12 protein-coding genes are annotated in these 17392 nt (G+C 71.7%); 3 read left to right on the forward strand and 9 right to left on the reverse strand.

What is annotated here, in order from left to right; translation table 11 throughout:
- Positions 1 to 55: 55 nt before the first annotated feature.
- Both ABH928_RS02875 and rsmI read right to left on the reverse strand, forming a co-directional pair.
- A complete protein-coding gene (locus ABH928_RS02875) occupies positions 56 to 553 on the reverse strand; it encodes a hypothetical protein (protein ID WP_370061535.1) in 498 nt (165 codons plus the stop codon).
- A gap of 337 nt (positions 554 to 890) precedes the next feature.
- A complete protein-coding gene (gene rsmI, locus ABH928_RS02880; protein WP_370061537.1) occupies positions 891 to 1748 on the reverse strand; it encodes a 16S rRNA (cytidine(1402)-2'-O)-methyltransferase in 858 nt (285 codons plus the stop codon).
- 232 nt (positions 1749 to 1980) lie between these two features.
- On the opposite strand from rsmI, the gene ABH928_RS02885 reads away from it, so the two are divergent.
- Positions 1981 to 3786 carry a dolichyl-phosphate-mannose--protein mannosyltransferase gene (locus ABH928_RS02885; protein WP_370061889.1) on the forward strand — a complete coding sequence of 602 codons (1806 nt, stop codon included), beginning with the start codon at positions 1981 to 1983 and terminating at the stop codon, positions 3784 to 3786.
- Between the two features lie 188 nt (positions 3787 to 3974).
- Positions 3975 to 5651, forward strand: a complete 1677-nt coding sequence (locus ABH928_RS02890; protein ID WP_370061539.1) for a penicillin-binding transpeptidase domain-containing protein — start codon at positions 3975 to 3977, stop codon at positions 5649 to 5651.
- Positions 5652 to 5723: 72 nt separating this feature from the next.
- On the opposite strand, the gene ABH928_RS02895 is transcribed toward ABH928_RS02890, so the two are convergent.
- From ABH928_RS02895 to ABH928_RS02910, 4 genes are all read right to left on the reverse strand, one after another.
- Positions 5724 to 7268, reverse strand: coding sequence for a N,N-dimethylformamidase beta subunit family domain-containing protein (locus tag ABH928_RS02895; RefSeq protein ID WP_370061542.1), 1545 nt, complete (start codon positions 7266 to 7268; stop codon positions 5724 to 5726).
- A gap of 186 nt (positions 7269 to 7454) precedes the next feature.
- The gene (locus ABH928_RS02900; protein WP_370061544.1) at positions 7455 to 8624 is read right to left on the reverse strand and encodes a glycosyltransferase 87 family protein; all 1170 of its coding nucleotides are present in this window, start codon (positions 8622 to 8624) and stop codon (positions 7455 to 7457) included.
- A 355-nt stretch (positions 8625 to 8979) separates the two neighbouring features.
- Positions 8980 to 9753, reverse strand: a complete 774-nt coding sequence (locus ABH928_RS02905; RefSeq protein ID WP_370061546.1) for a response regulator — start codon at positions 9751 to 9753, stop codon at positions 8980 to 8982.
- Positions 9746 to 11296, reverse strand: a complete 1551-nt coding sequence (locus ABH928_RS02910; RefSeq protein WP_370061548.1) for a sensor histidine kinase — start codon at positions 11294 to 11296, stop codon at positions 9746 to 9748. Before ABH928_RS02910 ends, ABH928_RS02905 begins: the two co-directional genes overlap by 8 nt.
- 342 nt (positions 11297 to 11638) lie before the next feature.
- On the opposite strand from ABH928_RS02910, the gene ABH928_RS02915 reads away from it, so the two are divergent.
- Positions 11639 to 12985 carry a glycoside hydrolase family 18 protein gene (locus tag ABH928_RS02915; protein ID WP_370061551.1) on the forward strand — a complete coding sequence of 449 codons (1347 nt, stop codon included), beginning with the start codon at positions 11639 to 11641 and terminating at the stop codon, positions 12983 to 12985.
- Positions 12986 to 13188: 203 nt separating this feature from the next.
- Here ABH928_RS02915 and rbsK read toward each other — a convergent pair whose 3' ends face one another.
- The 3 genes from rbsK to ABH928_RS02930 all read right to left on the reverse strand — a co-directional run bounded on the left by rbsK (position 13189) and on the right by ABH928_RS02930 (position 17255).
- Positions 13189 to 14094, reverse strand: coding sequence for a ribokinase (gene rbsK, locus ABH928_RS02920; RefSeq protein WP_370061553.1), 906 nt, complete (start codon positions 14092 to 14094; stop codon positions 13189 to 13191).
- An 87-nt stretch (positions 14095 to 14181) separates the two neighbouring features.
- On the reverse strand, positions 14182 to 15717 hold the full coding sequence (locus ABH928_RS02925; RefSeq protein ID WP_370061555.1) for a peptidoglycan D,D-transpeptidase FtsI family protein: 1536 nt from the start codon (positions 15715 to 15717) through the stop codon (positions 14182 to 14184).
- Entirely contained in the window at positions 15714 to 17255 is a 1542-nt protein-coding gene (locus tag ABH928_RS02930; RefSeq protein ID WP_370061557.1) for an FtsW/RodA/SpoVE family cell cycle protein, read from the reverse strand. Before ABH928_RS02930 ends, ABH928_RS02925 begins: the two co-directional genes overlap by 4 nt.
- Positions 17256 to 17392 lie beyond the last annotated feature (137 nt).

A 17392-nucleotide genomic window follows, 5' to 3' on the forward strand; every position in this document is an offset into this window, starting at 1 on the left:
ACCCCCGGACAGAGACCCTCCTCAAGGGCAGGGGCAGGGGCAGGACGGGCCGGGGTCAGCCGTGGCGACGGCGCAGGTGCCAGTGGAACGGGAGGTGCAGACGGCGCCTCGGCCGGGGGTCGGCCAGTGCGAGCGGCGTGGGCTGCTCGGCCGTCTCCGTCGCGTCTGGAGCGTCTGCGGAGTCTGCCACGTCTGTGGCATCGGTGGCGTCGGTCGCCTTCACGGCCGCGCGGGGCCGGCGCGGCTCTCGCCGCTTGGCGGGGGCCGCGGGCTGGGGCGCGTGCCAACTGGCGACGGCCGAGGCCACCCGACCGGCGGCCATGATCCGGACGTGCTCGCCGCCGCAGCCGGGGCAGGACGGGTGGGTCAGCGGAGACGGGACCGGCAGGCCGTTGGCCAGGTAGCGATAGACCATCCGGCCGTTGCGATCGACCGCATGCTCGATCTCGTACGCCTGTTCCCAGCCGTAGCCGCAGCTCAGGCAGGCGAAGGAGTAGGCCTCGTGGGCCGTCTCCATGGGCGGTCGGCTGCTCGGCGCGGAGGTTTCGCTCATGACATGCTCCCGTTGCCCGCCGGAGCCCTCGCCCCGGCCGGGACTTTCTCGTCCCCATGGTTTCCCGGAGAAATGCCGTCGATCACGGTGACGCGAATTCTTTGGGGAGAGTTGGGACTTCTTGACGCAGCCCGGGATCTGCACAGAGGAATTCCGGGGCGTTTCTTTAGCCGCTATTTGCCTGTTCCGATACGGTACGCCCGTTTCACCCGGGACGTAAGCCGGTACGTCGCACCCCGAGCCGCACTCGAACGGCCGAGGGCGCCACAGAACAGCACCCCTCCGTATACAACTCCGTACACGGCGCATGCGCCGTGCGCATGCCCGCGCCTACGCGCTACGCACGCCCCGGGGCGGCGCTCTTCGCGGCCACCACCGCGTCGAAGACCTCGCGCTTGGGCAGGCCCGCCTCCGCGGCCACGGCGGCGATCGCCTCCTTGCGGTGCTCGCCCGCGTCCACCCGGAGAGCGACCCGGCGGGCCAGCTCCGCGGCGTCCACGGCGGAGGGCACCGCGGGCGGAGCGCCGGAGACGACGACGGTGATCTCGCCCCGGACGCCGTCCTCGGCCCAGGCGGCGAGCTCGGCCAGCGTTCCGCGCTTGACCTCCTCGTACGTCTTGGTCAGCTCGCGGCAGACGGCCGCGTCCCGCTCCCCGCCGAACGCCTCGGCCATCGCGGCCAGCGAGTCGTCGATCCGGTGCGGGGACTCGAAGAAGACCATGGTCCGCGGCTCGGCGACGAGCTCCCGCAGCCGGGCTGCGCGTTCCCCGCCCTTGCGGGGCAGGAAGCCCTCGAAGCAGAACCGGTCGACCGGCAGCCCGGACAGCGCGAGCGCGGTCAGCACCGCGGACGGGCCCGGGACGGCGGTGATCCGCACGCCCGCGTCGACGGCCGCCGCGACGAGCCGGTACCCGGGGTCGGAGACCGAGGGCATCCCGGCGTCGGTGACCAGCAGCACCCGGGCGCCGCCCTGCAGGGCCTCGACCAGCTCGGGAGTCCGGCCGACCTCGTTCCCCTCGAAGTACGACACCACCCGCCCGGTCGGCGCCACGCCCAGTGCCTGCGAGAGCCGCCGCAACCGCCGCGTGTCCTCGGCGGCGACGATGTCGGCCTCGGCCAGCTCCTTGGCGAGACGCGGCGGGGCGTCCTCGACGTCGCCGATGGGGGTGCCTGCGAGAACGAGTAGACCAGTCACCCGCCCATCGTCCCATCCCGGGGCCGATCCCCCGCGCCCCGACCTCCGCGCGGTGATCTCGGCACGACTCGACACGACCCCCTACGACGCCGCACGACTCCCCACGAATCGCGACAAGATCCCCACCAGCCGCACTCCAGCCCCACCCGTCCCACCGGCACAGGAACAGCCAAGCCCTCGCGTCGACAGGTTCCGCCCCTACGATGCTCGCGTGGATGAACACAGGACGGACATGCTGACCGCTGCGGCGCCCGGGGACGCCCGGGACGACGGCATGCCCGGTGCGAGCCCGCGCCGTCGCCATCCGCTGACCACCTGGCAGCGTCGGCTCGGCCGGTACGGCTACCACGCCGCCGACCGGACGCCGCTGCGGGAGCGGCTGGTGCCGCCGATGCCGGACGGCCCGGGCGTCGCCGTCGGCGCGCCGTCGCCGGTGCTGGCGAGGCTGGGGCTGCGGATCCCGCCGGGGCTGTGGCTGTTCCTGTGCCGGTGGGCCGGGTGGATCGGACCGCTGGCGATCACCCTGGTCGCCGGGGTGACGATCTTCTGGAACCTGGGCAACCCGCACGCGATCATCTTCGACGAGACGTACTACGCCAAGGACGCCTGGTCGATCTGGCACTTCGGATACGAGCGCAACTGGGCGGACAACGCCAACACGCTCATCATGCAGCACCATCAGCAGATCCCCACGCCGACCGGCGCCGAGTTCATCGCGCACCCGCCGGCGGGCAAGTGGGTGATCGGCATAGGCGAGATGATCTTCGGGCTCAACCCCTTCGGCTGGCGCTTCATGGTCGCCGTGCTGGGCACCCTGGCGGTGCTGATGGTCTGTCGGATCGGCCGTCGGCTGTTCCGTTCGACGCTGCTGGGCTGTGTCGCCGGTCTGCTGCTGACCTGCGACGGCATGCACTTCGTGATGAGCCGCACCGGCCTGCTCGACCAGGTGGTCATGTTCTGGGCGCTGTGCGCCTTCGGGCTGCTGCTGATCGACCGGGACCGCAGCCGGGCGCGCCTGGCCGACCTGGTCGGCGCGACCGTCGACAACCTGGACGCGGCGCCGAACGACGCCCTGGCCACCGCCGCGCGCCTGGGCTGGCGTCCCTACCGGCTGCTGGCCGGCATCTGCCTCGGCCTGGACTGCGCCACCAAGTGGAACGGCCTTTGGTTCGTCGCCTTCTTCGGCGTGATGACGGTGCTGTGGGACGCGGGCGCCCGCAAGGCCGCCGGTGCCCGGCGTCCCTACCGGACCGCGTTCCTGCACGACACGCCGCTGGCGTTCGTCTGGATGGTGCTGGTGGCCCTGGTCACCTACGTCGCCGCCTGGTCCGGCTGGCTCTTCACCAGTGGCGGCTACGACCGCACCTGGGCCGACGGCCGCAAGGGCCTGTCACCCTCCTCCATCGGCCCGCTGCACAACCTGCCGCAGTTCGACATGAGTTGGATGCCCGCGCCGCTGCGCAGCCTGTGGCACTACCACTCGGAGATCTGGGCCTTCAACACCAACCTGCACACCCCGCACACCTACATGTCCAACCCCTGGAGCTGGTTGGTCAACGGGCGCCCGGTCTCCTTCTACTACGAGTCGCCGACCAACGGTCAGAGCGGCTGTCACGTCGCGCAGTGCTCCAGCGAGGTGCTGGCGATCGGCACGCCGCTGCTCTGGTGGACGGCGACCTTCGCGCTGGTCTACTGCCTGTACCGGTGGCTGCTGCGCCGCGACTGGCGGGCGGGCGCGATCGCCTGCGCCATCCTGGCCGGCTACCTGCCGTGGTTCCAGTGGCAGCAGCGGACGATCTTCCTCTTCTACACGATCGCCTTCGAGCCGTACCTGGCGCTCGCGGTGGCGTTCCTGATCGGCGCGCTGCTCGGCTCGGCGAGGGCGCGGGGCGACCGGCGGCTGCTGGGCGGCATCGCGGCGGGCGTGCTGGTCGTGGCCATCATGGCCAACTTCCTCTACTTCCTCCCGCTCTACGACGCCCAGGTCATTCCGATCGACAGCTGGCGCGCGCGGATGTGGTGGCCCACCTGGATCTGACGGGCTGGATCTGACGGTTTGGCCGTTTCTGACCCACCATCGGCCTCCCAGCCCCGTTCCGGCGAGCACGAACAGGTCACAGAGTCCGCACAAGTTCACCGATTCCCCTGCTCCGACCGGCACGCACACATACGATCCGATTGATTGGGTCATATGTGTGCCCTCGTCGCGGGGGGATTCGGCAGACAATGAACAAAGCGGCGAAAATAGCTGTCGCCACCACGGTGGCGGCCGTCCTGGCCGGCGGCGCCTACGCCGCGGTCAACGTCGTGCACGCCGTGGTGGGGAGCGGCAGTGACAGCGGCGCCGGGAGCGCGGCGGCGACCTTCGATCCGACCGCACTGGCCACCAACCCGCCCAGCAGCGCGGACGCGCAGAAGCTCGCCACCGCCTTCCTCCAGTCCTGGCAGAGCGGCCCCGGCCACTACGGCGGCGCGGCCAGCGACACCGACTCCCCCACCACCGCGCAGGCCGCGCTGCAGAGCTACCACGACGGGCTCGCGCTGACCGGCGTCACCTTCACCGGCATCACCCCCGCCGGCCCCGACCCGCAGCTGACGGGCGCGACCAAGGTGAACTTCTCCGTCGCGGCCCAGGTCAAGGGCGGCACCTGGAGCTACCCGGGCACGCTGGACGTGGTGCAGAGCACCAACGGCACGTCGGCCGTGCACTGGGCGTCCTCCGTGCTCTACCCGAAGCTGACGGATGGTCAGAACGTCCAGGCCGGAGCGGTCACCGCCGACCCGGGGGCGACGACCGTCACCGACCGGAACGGCACGCAGCTGACCGCAGCCCAAGACCCCTCACTGAGCGACATCCTGGCCACCATCGCCAAGAACGGCCAGGCGAGCGGGGGTTCCGGCGGCGCGGGCGTCGAGGTCATCGACAGCTCCAACAGCCCGGTCGCCCCCGCGACCGTCTTCACGGCCCCCAAGGCCGCGACCATCCAGACCACCCTGGACGCGCACCTCCAGCAGGTCGCCGAGAACGCCGTGCGGCAGTCGGTGCTCCAGGGGATGGCGACCGGCGTGGTGGTGATCGATCCGCAGAACGGCCACATCCTCGCGATCGCCAACACCGCCTCCGATGTGAACCTCGCGATCAACGGCTCACAGCCGCCGGGGTCGACCATGAAGATCGTCACGTCCACCGCGCTCTTCGACAACACCGGCCTGACTCCGTCCAGCGTGCTGCCCTGCCCGAAGACCCTGGAGGCCTCGTCCGAGAGCTTCAACAACGAGTCCGACGTCCCGGACTCGGCGACCTCGACGATGACCCAGGCCTTCGCGGAGTCGTGCAACACCGCTTTCATCAAGGCAGCCGCCGACAACCTGACCCAGAACGGCCAGCCCGCCTCGGCGCTGCACGACACGGCGACGCAGGTGTTCGGCTTCGGCGACTGGTCCATCGGCGGCGGCGTGGCGACCCAGGACCCGAGCGTCCCGGCCGACCCCTCCGGCGGCGACCGTGCCGCCCAGTACATCGGCCAGGGCCAGGTCGTCGTCAGCCCGCTGGTGATGGCCTCGGTCGCGGCGACCGTGCAGAGCGGCAGCTTCCACCAACCGATCCTGATCCCGGGTCAGGCGCAGACCCCGGCCTCCACTGCGCTGTCGTCACGCGACGACGGCTATCTCCAGCACATGATGAGCGCCGTGGCCCAGTACGGCACCGCCGCACCGCGCCTCGGCGACCTGTCCGGCGTCGGCGCCAAGACCGGCACGGCGGAGGTCGCCAACGGCACGGACGGCTGGATGGTCGCCTACAACAGCAACATCGCTGTCTGCGCCCTGGTCCAGGGCGGCAGTTCCGGCGTCGACTCGGCCGGGTACGTGGTCCGGCCGCTGCTGCTCGCCGACGGGTCGTGAGCCACCGACCGAGCCGGGGACCGAGCCACCGAGCGAGCCACCGAGCGAGCCACCGGCGCTCATGATGCGACGTCAGGCGCCCGAGCCGTAGACGTCCTGGAGGTTGTCCTGCGGGGCCGGGCGGTGGTTGGCCGCCGGGCCGAGGGCGAAGGCGGTGAGCAGGTTCTCCGTCGTCCGCGTCACGAAGCGGGCCGTGCGTGCGTCCATACCGTGGTCGTCGTAGTCGTCGTGGCCGCCCGCCATCAGGCCCTCGACCCAGCGCATCGTGCCGGAGGCGAAGACGCCCGCGCCGCTGCGGGCGGTGTAGTACGCGGTGTCCGAGTGGCTGTGGTTGCCGTTGCAGACCAGCGGGGAGTGGGCCAGGATCTCGATCGGCCGCGGCGTCGGCGCGCTCGGGGTGACCCGGTCGTACTCGACACCGATCAGGTGCGCGAACGAGTCGCCCGCCTTCACCCCCGTGCCCGCGAAGAGCCAGTGGTCAGCCTGGTGCACCACGTAGGGGGCGTCGGTCGGGTAGCCCTCGTAGAAGACGCCGGTCATCGACGACTCCGGGTCGGGGGCCGGGCCGGAGCGGAAGTCGGTGGTGGTCAGCGCCCGGTCGGTCCAGTAGACCGGGTCGTCGCGGTAGTCCGTCTTGTAGCAGACGACCGTCCGCCCGGCGTCCTCGATCCGGATCCGCCGGAAGCAGGTGTTCGCGCCGAGGAAGGCGACGTTGGTGCCCGTGTCCCGCGCCTTGGTGACGTAGCCGCGCTGCTCCGGGGTCCAGTACTCGTCGTGGCCGAGGGAGAGCACGGCGGTCGCACCGCTGAGGATCGACGGGTCCGTGTGCACGTCGATGCCCGTCGTGTACGCGAGCGGGAGGCCGAGCCGCTCCGCGAGGACGACCAGGGCGCGCTCGTAGACCAGGAACTTGACCGCACCGTTGTCGTCGTAGGGCCGGTCGAAGGAGACCTTGAGCGCCCGCGCGTCGTAGCTGCCGTCCGCGCCCTGGTAGAGGCTGGTGCCGCCCCAGGTGTTGTACGCCTGCCAGGTCGCGGTGCCGTGCATCACCAGCACCTTGCCCTCGGCGGAGGCCGACCGGACCACCAGCGGGATCCAGCGCTGTGCCCGGTTCGCGTGGTTCTCGGCGTCCAGGCGCAGCAGGTACGCGCCCTCCGGCCAGCCGGTGGTGTCGACCGTGAGGCTCGGCTTCCACTGGGCCTGGACGGTGCGGGTCGCGTCCACGATCTGCGGCGGCGGCTGCCGGTGCCCGGCGATCCGCCCGGACTTCCAGACCAGCCGGGCCTGGTCACCGCCGTACCAGCCGACGCGGTAGGCCGAGACGGTGAAGCCGGGCGCCGTGGTGGAGACCCGCAGCGTCAGCTTCTGGCCGGGGCGGAGGGACGCCTGGTCGGCGTAGCCCTCGACAGCCTCCGCCGCGCCCTGGTGGGTCATCCGCCAGTCGGACGCGCCGGGCTTGGCGTTCTCGCGGGCGGTCGCGTTCGCTACGGAGGCAGGCGAAGCGTGCACCGATTCGGCGGACGTCGCCGCGTGCGTGGCCGGGCCCGAGTCGCACGCGGCGAGTCCCAGCCCGGCGCCGGCGGCGGCTGCCGCCCCCAGCACCGTTCGTCGTCGCACTCCCCGTCGACCTTCGTCCTGCACCGCCGGTTCCCCTTCCCGCAAGCATTCCTACGAACATTCCATGTGTTCCCTGAATGTTCGACTCCCCGCGACGACGATACGCCGCGGTAAGAACGCCAGCGTCCGGGAATCGGCCGCATGGAACAGCGCCGCAGGTGGGAAGAGGTGGCCGCAGTTGCCGCGTCAGGACTCGCCGACGCCCGCCAGGACCTCCGCGGCGTCGAGCTCCTCCGGCTCGTCCTCCGCCGCCTCCGCGCCCTCGTGGAGCGCCAGTCTCGGCCACAGGAACAGCAGCGCGGGCAGCTGGAGATAGCCGAACCGCCCGGCCGGGGCCAGCAGGAACGCGGTGGCGACGCCGAGGGCCAGCCGGTCGCACGCGGCCCGCGCGTTCCGCGGCGGGCGGACCGCCAGCCAGACGCAGATGGCCAGGCCGCCCAGCCCGAGCAGGGCGAGCGACCCCATGCGCCCGGCCGGGCCCAGCTCTGCCAGCAGATGGCCGGGCAGCGGGCTGTCCGCCGGGGTGCGCACCGAGGAGAGGCCGAGCGGGAAGCGGATCACCTGCTCCAGCATCGTCCCTGGGAAGGCGACGGCGAACGGCACCACCAGCACGCCGCCCACGATCGCCGTCCACAGCGCACTGCGCCGTACCGCGCGCCAACCGCCGACCTGGTAAAGCAGCAGCAACCCGACGGGCACCGCAGGCCAGGCGGTCCACTTGATCGCGCAGACCAGACCCAGCACGACGCCCGCCCGGGCCGCGTACCCGCGCCCGGCCAGCGCCATGGCGAAGCAGCAGCCGCCGATCATCGGAAGGTCGACGCCACTGACCGCCGCAGGCAACGCGACCAGCGGCGAGGCAAGCACCGCCCCCAGCGGCACGGCCAGCCCCGCGGTGCTGCCGCCGCGCAGCAGCTTCCAGGTGGCGACGAGGAAGCCCAGGAAGGCGAGCAGGAACCAGATCCGGACGTCCCCCAGCGCCCCTGGCAGCACCAGGTGCGGCAGGCCGAACAGCGCCATGCCGGGGAGATAGGGCGTGTAACCCCGCCAGTCCTGCGGGTGGAGTATGTAGGGCGACCCGGTGTGCAGCAGCCTGGTCGCCGACTGCTGGACCACCCAGATCTCCGACTGGCCCTCGTTGCGGGCCAGCAGCACGGCCATCGGAACGACCAGCGCGAAGGTCAGCGCCAGCGCGACGGCCACCCGGAACGCACGCGCGCGCGGCAGCAGCGCCGCCGCCAGCGCGGCCAGACCGTAGCCGATCGCGGCGGACCAGCCCCAGTAGCGCTGGGCCGGAATGTTGGAGATCAGCGGGAACCCCAGGGCCCAGCCGGCGCAGACAAGGGCGCCAAGCACCCAGAGAGCGCGACGCACCCGCCAGGGAGCCTCCGGACCGACGAAAGCCGCGGTGAACCGCTCGACTCTCAGCCGCGGCACCCTGAGCCGGGTGGCGGCTCTCCTCGCCTCCCTCACACGCTCCCTCGAACGCTCCCCCGAACGGGCATGAGTCGTCGTCACGATCCCAAGCCTAGGAAGGGACGTACCGCGCTGTCGTCACACTGCAGGGTTGTTCACCCATCCACCCCCAGGTAGGGGTCCGCATGGTCCCGTAAGCCCACCACGATCGGGTTCACTCCCCGGTCCACTCCCCGGCTCGCTCGCCGGTCCACTCCCCGGTTCACTCCGCGGTCCGGTCCACGCCCCGCGCCGTTCACTCGGGCTGGTCGTTGCCGCCCGCGACGCCGTGCTCGTAGGCGAAGACCACGGCCTGGGTGCGGTCGCGCAGCTCCAGCTTGGCCAGGATCCGGCCCACATGGGTCTTGATGGTCTGTTCGGAGAGGACCAGCTCGTCCGCGATCTCCGAGTTGGACAGCCCACGGGCCACCTGACGCAGGACGTCCAGCTCGCGCGCGGTGAGCGCGGAGACCGCCTCCGGGCGGAGGTTCCCGGCGCGGCGACGGCGTGCCACGTCGGCGATCAGACGCCGGGTCACCGACGGGGCGAGCAGCGCCTGTCCGGCCGCGATCACCCGGACGGCGTTGATCAGATCCCGCGCAGGGGCGTCCTTCAGCAGGAATCCGCTGGCCCCGCGCGCCAGTGCCTCGTACACGTATTCGTCGAGGTCGAAGGTGGTCAGGATGAGGACGCGCGGTCCGTCCTCCCCGGCCGCGTCGATGATGGCGCCGGTGGCCGTCAGGCCGTCCATGCCCGGCATCCGGATGTCCATCACCACGACGTCGGGCCGGAGTTCACGCGCCAGGCGGATGGCCCGGACGCCGTCGCCCGCCTCGCCGACCAGCTCGATGTCGGACGCGGTGCACAGCAGCGCGCCGAGCCCGTCCCTGACCATCTCCTGGTCGTCCACGAGCAGCACCCGGATCGGGTCGCCCGAGCGGTCCCGCAGCTCCTGGGCCCGCTCCGCGCCTGGCACTGCGCCCGGCTCTGTGCCCGGCTCTGCTCCCGGCTCCGGAACCGCCTCAGCCATCGCCCCCGCCCCGGTCATCGATCACCTCGCCCGTCAGGCCGCCCGTGCGGCGGTTCGTCTCCGATTCTCCATGGTGATGCCGCCTCCAGAGCCTCTGGCCGTCCACCGACACGTCGGAGAGTTCACGCGCATCGTCGTCCTGCCCGGCTTCGGCCTCCGGCAGCTCGGCGGGCGCGAGCGCCTCGTCCGGGGTCGCGTCGAGGAGCCGTTCCAGCCGTTCTTCGAGGCGGCCGTCGAGACCGGCGACCTCCAGGCCGCCGTCCACCGGCCCGTCCGTGGGAAGTTCGGCGCTCACCTCGAAGCCACCGTCGGCGCGCGGCCCCGCGCGCAGCGTGCCGCCCAGCAGCGCGGCGCGTTCGCGCATGCCGGTCAGTCCGTGCCCGCCGTTACCGCCGGGCGGGGCCGCGTCGGCGCGGGCGACGGTGCGGCCGTCGTCGGCGACGTCGACCCGGACGCCGGACCGGGTGCGGTGCACCTCGATCGCAACGCGGGCCCCGGGCGCATGGCGGCCCGCATTGCTCAGCGCCTCCTGGACGATCCGGTACGCCGACACGTCGACCACGCCCGGCGTCCGCTCCGGGCCGCCGGTCAGGGTGAGGTCGACCTGCATGCCCGCCTGGCGGGCGGCACGGACCATGTCGGGAATGCTGTCGATCCCCGGCTGCGGCGCGCGCTCGGCGCCCTCGTCCTCCTCGCGGAGCAGTCCGATCACCCGGCGCATCTCGGTCAGCGCGGTGGTGGACGCCTCCCGGATGGCAGCCAGGGTGCGCCGGGTCTGCTCGGGCAGGCCCGGCTCCTTGTACGGCGCGGCCTCGGCCTGGATCGCGATCATCGACATGTGGTGGGCGACGACGTCGTGGAGTTCGCGGGCGATCCGGCTCCGCTCCTCCAGCACCGCCTGGCGCGCCAGCCCGGCTCGGCGCTGCTGCTCGGCCTGCTCCAGATGGCGTTCCGCCTCCAGCCGGGAGTGGATCGACTCCCCCAGCACCAGCACCAGCGTGACCGCCACCACCGCGACGCCGAAGACCACCGGCGGCATCCCGACCAGCAGCGTCGGGGGCAGCAGTACGGCGCACGCGACCAGCACGTCCACCGCGAAGGCGATCTCCCGGCCGTAGCGCTGGGCGACCACGAAGAGCAGCACCACGTAGCCGCAGCAGGAGCCGACCGGCCAGGGCCAGAACGGCGTGGGAACGTGACCCACCTCGGCGAAGGTCGCCAGCGTCATGCCGAGCGTGCAGATCCGCCAGGCGGCGAGCGGCCGGGCGACGACCAGGAGCAGCGGCAGCGTCTGCACCGCCGCCAGCGCCCACGCCAGGCTGCCGGGCACCAGCCCGGTCAGCTGCTCGTTCGCCGTCACGGCCAGGACCGCGACCACCAGGGAGCCGGCCACCGCGAGGCCGATCCGCGCGGGCAGGTTCAGCCCCGGGGCCAGGGCCACCGGCCGGTCCGGCGCTGCCCACGCGGCATCCCGGATCAGCCGGGCGCCGCGGCAACCCCGCCGCCAGACCCGCGCTGCCTGCTCCTGCAGTGCTCCGCCCATGACGCCTTCAGCGTAGATCCTGACGGGCCACGACGGCCGGACGACGGACACTCCGGCCGTGCGCGTCCTACCTCCGCTCGGGGGCGACGCGGCGGTCCACCCGAGGCGCCGGGACCCGGCCATTGACCCTTCGCCGGATTGGCCTATACCTTCCCTCTCATTGGTCTATGCCAATACCGCTGCTCCGCGCCACCCCGCGCTCCTCCCCGCACCGCCTCTGCACGTGCCCAGTGCCCGCTCGCACCACACCGCGCAACTGTGTCCGCACGCTCCAGGCGCTCCACGCGCCACGCACCACGCGAGCCGTGCGACTCCTGCGCACCACCCCGCCGAGGAGAGTTCATGCCAGCGATCCGTCGCGCCTCCGCCAGAAGAACCGCCGCCAGAAGAGCCGCCGTCGCCACCGCTGCGGCGGCCTGCGCCGTCGCACTGCTCGGCGGTGCGCCCGCCCACGCCGCCGCCCCCGCCTCCAGCGGCGGCGACCGGGGCACCGGCCAGAAGCAGTTGATCGGCTACTTCACCCAGTGGGGCATCTACTCCGGCTTCGACGAGAAGAACCTGGTCACCTCCGGCGAGATGAAGAACCTCACCGAGCTCGACTACGCGTTCAGCAACATCTCCACCGACGGCCTCTGCGCCAGCGGCGACAGCTGGGCCGACTACCAGCGCCCGTTCTCGGCCGCCGAGTCCGTCAACGGCCAGGCCGATGCTCCCGGCCAGGCGCTGATGGGCAACTTCAACCAACTGCGCGAACTCAAGGCCGCCTACCCGCATCTGAAGATCGTGATGTCGATCGGCGGCTGGTCCTGGTCCGGCAACTTCTCCGCGGCGGCCGCGACCGCCGCGTCGCGGCAGAAGCTCGTCGCCTCCTGCGTCGACCAGTATCTCAAGGGCGACATCCCCGGCCTGCCCGCAGGGGCCGCGGCCGGCATCTTCGACGGCTTCGCCATCGACTGGGAGTACCCGGACGAGCCCGGCAACGGCAACCCCTACGGGCCGCAGGACACCGCCGACTTCACTTCGCTCATGCAGGAGTTCCGCACCCAGCTCGACGCCGCCGGAGCGCAGAGCGGCGAGCGCTACCTGCTCACGGCCAACACCTCGGCCAGCCCGACCGTCGCCGCCAAGGTGCAACTCCGGCAGGTGGCCAAGGTCGTCGACTGGTTCAACGTCATGACCTTTGACTACCACGGCAGTTGGGAGCCGACCGGCCCGACCGACCTGGCCTCGGCACTCACGCAGGACCCGCGCGACCCCAACCCGGCGAACAACCAGTTCAGCGTCAACCAGGCCGTGCAGTACTACGAATCCCAGGGCGTCGAGCCGAGCAAGATCGGCATCGCCATCCCGTACTACGCCCACGAGTGGACCGGCGTGGCCCCGGGCCCGCGCGGGGACGGCCTGTTCCAGACGGCCACCGCCGGTGGCGGGACACCGAACTACAACCAGGTCGTCACCGCCCCCGGCAAGACGTACTGGGACCCGCTGGCCCAGGAGCCGTACAAGTACGACGCGGCCTCCGGCACCTTCTACACCTACGACAACCCGCTCTCCGTCTTCATCAAGGGCCGTTACATCCAGGAACAGGGCCTGCGCGGCACGTTCGTCTGGTCCATGGACGGCGACACCAGCGACGGCAGCCTGACCGCCGCCCTCGGCGCCGGCCTCGGCATCGGTTCCAGAAACTGACCCCGCGCGGCGCGGACCGACGCCCGGCCGCCCGGACGGCCCGGCCGCTCAGTCCGCGCCGCGCAGGCGCGAGTGCTTGATGCTGTACCCGAACTAGATCAACACAGCCCCCGTGAGCCACGCCGCGAAGAACCCGAAGGTCAACGGGTGCAGCCCCGTGATCACATGGATACACGCCGCCACTGACAGCAGCGGCGTGACCCTCAGGCTTCGCCGAGCTCCCTGGCCAGCTCCTCGCGCGTCGGCAGCGACGGCTGCGCGCCCGCGAAGGTCGTGCTCAGCGCGGCGGCGACGTTGGCCCGCCGGACCGCTTCGTGCAGCTCGCGTCCCTCGACCAGGCCGGCGGCCAGCGCCCCGCAGAACGCGTCGCCCGCCGCTGTGGTGTCCAGCGGCCGGACCGGGTGCGGCGGCACCAGCAGCACCGCACCGTCCTCGCAGAGCAGCGCGCCTTCCGCACCGAGGGTGACCACGACCGCTGCCGGGCCGCGCAGTTGCCGCGCCGCGTCGGCGACGGCGTGCAGGTCGGCGAGCGGATGGCCGACGAGCGCGGCCAGCTCGGCGCGGTTGGGAACCAGCAGGTCGACCATGTGCAGCAGGTCGACGCTGAGCTCCCGCGCGGGAGCGGGGTTGAGCAGCACCAGGCCGCCCGCGAGCCGCGCCGCGGCGGCCACTGTCTCCGGCGGGATCTCGTGCTGCAGCAGAGTGACCGTGGCGTCCCGGAGCAGGGATCCCTCGGCGGCGCAGTGCTCCGGGGCGAGCGCGTTGTTGGCGCCGGGGCTGACGATGATGGAGTTCTCGCCGGTCAGCTCGTCGACCGCGATCAGCGCGCGTCCGGTCGACAGCCCGTCGACGGGCTCGACCCGGGTGACGTCCACGCCCTCGCGCTCCAACGCACCCCGCATCCGCGCGCCCGCGTCGTCCGCGCCCACCCGGCCCAGCATGGCCACGGCCGAGCCGAGGCGCGCCGCGGCGACGGCCTGGTTGGCACCCTTGCCGCCCGGATGCTCGGCCAGGTCCCCGCCCAGCACGGTCTCCCCCGGCAGCGGATGCCGCGCCACCGGGACGACCAGGTCGAGGTTGAGGCTTCCGACGACTGCGATCTTCGGCATAGCGCCCACCTTAGAACGCGCGGTGCGCGGTGGGGACGATCAGCCATGCGGACGATCAGCGGTGCGGACGATCAGCGGTGCGGACGATCAGCCGCCCAGGACCGCCTGCATCACGGCCTTGGCGATCGGGGCCGCCAGGCCGCCGCCGCTGATGTCCGCTCGGTTGGCGTTGCCGTCCTCGATCACCACGGCCACCGCGACCGGCGAGGGCGAGGACGGGGTCGGCTTGGCATAGGAGATGAACCAAGCGTAGGGCGTACCGGAGTTGCCGACGCCGTTCTGCGCCGTCCCGGTCTTGCCGCCGACGACGACGCCCGGGATCTGTGCGTTGGTCCCGGTGCCCGAGGCGACCACGTCCACCATGGCCTGCTGGATCTCGGACGCCACCTGCGGCGAGACCGGCTGGCTGAACTTCTGGTCGCCGAAGGTCTGGACGGTCGTGCCGTTGCCGCGGGTGATCCGGTCCAGCAGCCGGGGCTGCATCAGCGTCCCGTTGTTCGCGACGGCCGCCGCGACCTCCGCCATCTGCAACGGCGTGGCGGCCGTGTCGTACTGGCCGATCGAGGAGAGCGCGAGGAAGGCCTGGCTGGTCAGGCCGGTGTCGAAGTTGCTCTTCACCACACCGACGGGAATCGTCTGGTCGTTCTGGTTGAACCCGAAGGCCTCCGCCGTCTTCACCATGTCCGCCTCGCCGACATCGGCGCCGACCTTGGCGAAGACGGTGTTGCAGGAGACCTCCAACGCGTAGTCGAGGGTGGCGTTGCCACATGGCAGGCCGGGGTTCTCGTTGGTGATCGCGTGGTTCGTGTCGTTCGGGGTCCACGGATCGGGCGAGTTCGTCGGCACGTTGATGCCGCTGTAGAGACCGTTCTGCAGCGCCGCCGCGAGCGTGACCACCTTGAAGGTCGAACCGGGCGGATAGGTCTGCCGCAGCGCGCGGTTCAGCATCGGCGCGGTGCTGTCCGCGTTGAGCGTGGTCCAGTCGTTGACCGTGGACTGGCCCGCGCCGGTCAGGCCGTTGGGGTCGTAGGAGGGTGTGCTGGCCAGCGCCAGGATCCGCCCGGTCGCCGGGTCGACGGCGGCGACGGCGCCGCGCTTGTTGCCCAGCCCCTGGAAGGCGGCCTGCTGCGCCTGGGGGTTGATGGTGGTGAAGACGTTCCCGCCCGGCACCTTGGTCCGGGAGATCTGGTCCCACAGCGCGTTGGTGGACAACCGGCTGTCCTGACCGGTGAGCACGTCGTCCTCGACCCCCTCCAGCAGCGTGTTGCCGTACGTCTGCGAGGAGAAGCCGGTCACGGGCGCGTAGAGCGGGCCGTTGGCGTAGGTGCGCTGGTAGTCGTAGAGCCCGCCGGTCGCCGTGGACCCGGTGACGCGTCTGCCGGCGACGTAGATGTCGCCGCGCGGCTGGCCGTAACGGGCGATGATGCTGCGCTGGTTGGCGGTGTTGTCGTTCAGCGACTTGGCCTGGAAGACCTGAAGCCGGGTCATGTTGACCAGCAGGGCCAGGATCAGCACCAGGCAGAACAGGCCCGCCCGACGACCGGTCCGGCTCAGCGACAGCCGGACCGCTCCCCGCGGTGGTGACGGCTGCCCTTCGGGGGCGGGTGTGGGGTTACTGCTCATACCTGCGGCACCCCCTGTGTCTCCTCGCCGTCCGGGCCCTCGTCGTCCGGCTCATCCGGTTCCGTCCCGTCCGATTCCGACTCGTCCGGTTCCGACGCGTCCCGCCCAGGTCTGCGGGCCCACCTGGGCCACCTGGACTGCCGGCTCTCCAGGGCCTCCTGGATCTCCTCGATCTCGTCGAGCTCCAGCGGGGCGACCGGCGCCTCCGGGCGGCGGGCGGCGTCGCTCAGCCGGATCAGCAGGGCGATCAGGATCCAGTTGGTGACCAGCGACGAACCGCCCTGCGCCAGAAACGGCATGGTCATCCCGGTCAGCGGGATCAGGTCCGTCACCCCGCCCGCGACCACGAAGACCTGCAGCGCCAGCAGCGTCGCCAGGCCGATCGCGAGCAGCCGCCCGAACGGGTCCCACAACAGCCGCCCGGTCCGGTAGCCGCGGACGACCAGGATCGCGTAGAGCAGCAGCAGCGCGGCCAGGCCGACCAGGCCGAGCTCCTCGCCGAAGGTCGCCAGGATCCAGTCGGACTTCATCGCGAAGCCGATCAGGTAGGAATGGCCGAGGCCCAGCCCCGTGCCGAGCAGGCCACCGGCCGCGAAGGCGAACATCGACTGTGCCAACTGGCTGGGCCCCTGGCCCTGTTGGATGGTCCGCATCGGGTTGAGCCAGTCGACGAAGCGGACGTGCACATGTGGCTCCCAGAGCGCCACCGGCACGACCGCGAGCCCGACCAGCACCAGGCCGACCGCGATCCAGCCGATCCGGCCGGTCGCCACATAGAGCATGACCACGAAGAGGCCGAAGAAGAGCAGCAGCGTGCCCAGGTCCTGCTCCAGGAAGAGGATCGCCGCGCTGGCCAGCCAGATCAGCACGATCGGGCCGAGGTTGCGGCCCCGCGGCAGTTCCAGCTTCCACACCTTGCGGCCCGTCAGCGCCAGCGCGTCCCGGGCGACGGCCAGGTAGGCGGCGAAGAAGATCGCCAGCGCGATCTTGGCGATCTCCCCCGGCTGGAACGAGAGCGGACCGATCTTGATCCAGATCTTCGCCCCGTAGACCGCGGGCAGGAAGATCGGAACGATCATCAGCAACAGCGTGGCGAAGGCCAGCACGTAGGCGTAGCGCTGCAGCACCCGGTAGTCACGCAGCAGCAGGACGACACCGATGAAGCAGAGCACCCCGATGGCCGACCAGACCAGTTGGGTGGGCGCGGAGGCGCTGCCGGGCGTGGCCCGGTCCAGCCGGTAGATGACCACCAGGCCAAGGCCGTTGAGCAGGACCGCGATCGGCAGCAGCAGCGGGTCGGCGTAGCGGGCCCGGAACCGGACGACCAGATGGGCCGCCAGCGCGAGCACGCCGAGGCCCACCGCGTACTTCACCGTGTCCGACGGGACCATGCCGTCGATGTCGTAGCCGACGTCGGCGTACCCGTACGCGGAGATCGCCACGGCGACCAGCACCAGGGCCAGTTCGACCCAGCGGCGGGAACGGGGCTGTTGGGCGGCGTCGGGTGCGGGGGTCGTCCGGGCGGCGGTCGCTGCCATCGAGGAATTCTCGGTCGCTTCGATTCGGTCAGTCGATAGGTCGGTACATCGGTGGGTCCGTCAGTCGACAGGTCGGCACAGGAAGCGGCCACAGCTGGACAGACGGCTGCCTGAAGCGGGCCGGGCGGACGTGCGTG

The organism is Streptacidiphilus sp. MAP5-3, from assembly GCF_041262505.1.
Classification (GTDB): Bacteria; Actinomycetota; Actinomycetes; order Streptomycetales; family Streptomycetaceae; genus Streptacidiphilus.

Coding starts and splice junctions, on each gene's coding strand:
- ABH928_RS02875 (WP_370061535.1), bottom strand. CDS start 553: ATGAGCGAAACCTCCGCGCCGAGCAGCCGACCGCCCATGGAGACGGCC.
- ABH928_RS02885 (WP_370061889.1), top strand. CDS start 1,981: ATGCTGACCGCTGCGGCGCCCGGGGACGCCCGGGACGACGGCATGCCC.
- ABH928_RS02890 (WP_370061539.1), top strand. CDS start 3,975: ATGAACAAAGCGGCGAAAATAGCTGTCGCCACCACGGTGGCGGCCGTC.
- ABH928_RS02905 (WP_370061546.1), bottom strand. CDS start 9,753: ATGGCTGAGGCGGTTCCGGAGCCGGGAGCAGAGCCGGGCACAGAGCCG.
- ABH928_RS02910 (WP_370061548.1), bottom strand. CDS start 11,296: ATGGGCGGAGCACTGCAGGAGCAGGCAGCGCGGGTCTGGCGGCGGGGT.
- ABH928_RS02915 (WP_370061551.1), top strand. CDS start 11,639: ATGCCAGCGATCCGTCGCGCCTCCGCCAGAAGAACCGCCGCCAGAAGA.
- rbsK (WP_370061553.1), bottom strand. CDS start 14,094: ATGCCGAAGATCGCAGTCGTCGGAAGCCTCAACCTCGACCTGGTCGTC.
- ABH928_RS02925 (WP_370061555.1), bottom strand. CDS start 15,717: ATGAGCAGTAACCCCACACCCGCCCCCGAAGGGCAGCCGTCACCACCG.
- ABH928_RS02930 (WP_370061557.1), bottom strand. CDS start 17,255: ATGGCAGCGACCGCCGCCCGGACGACCCCCGCACCCGACGCCGCCCAA.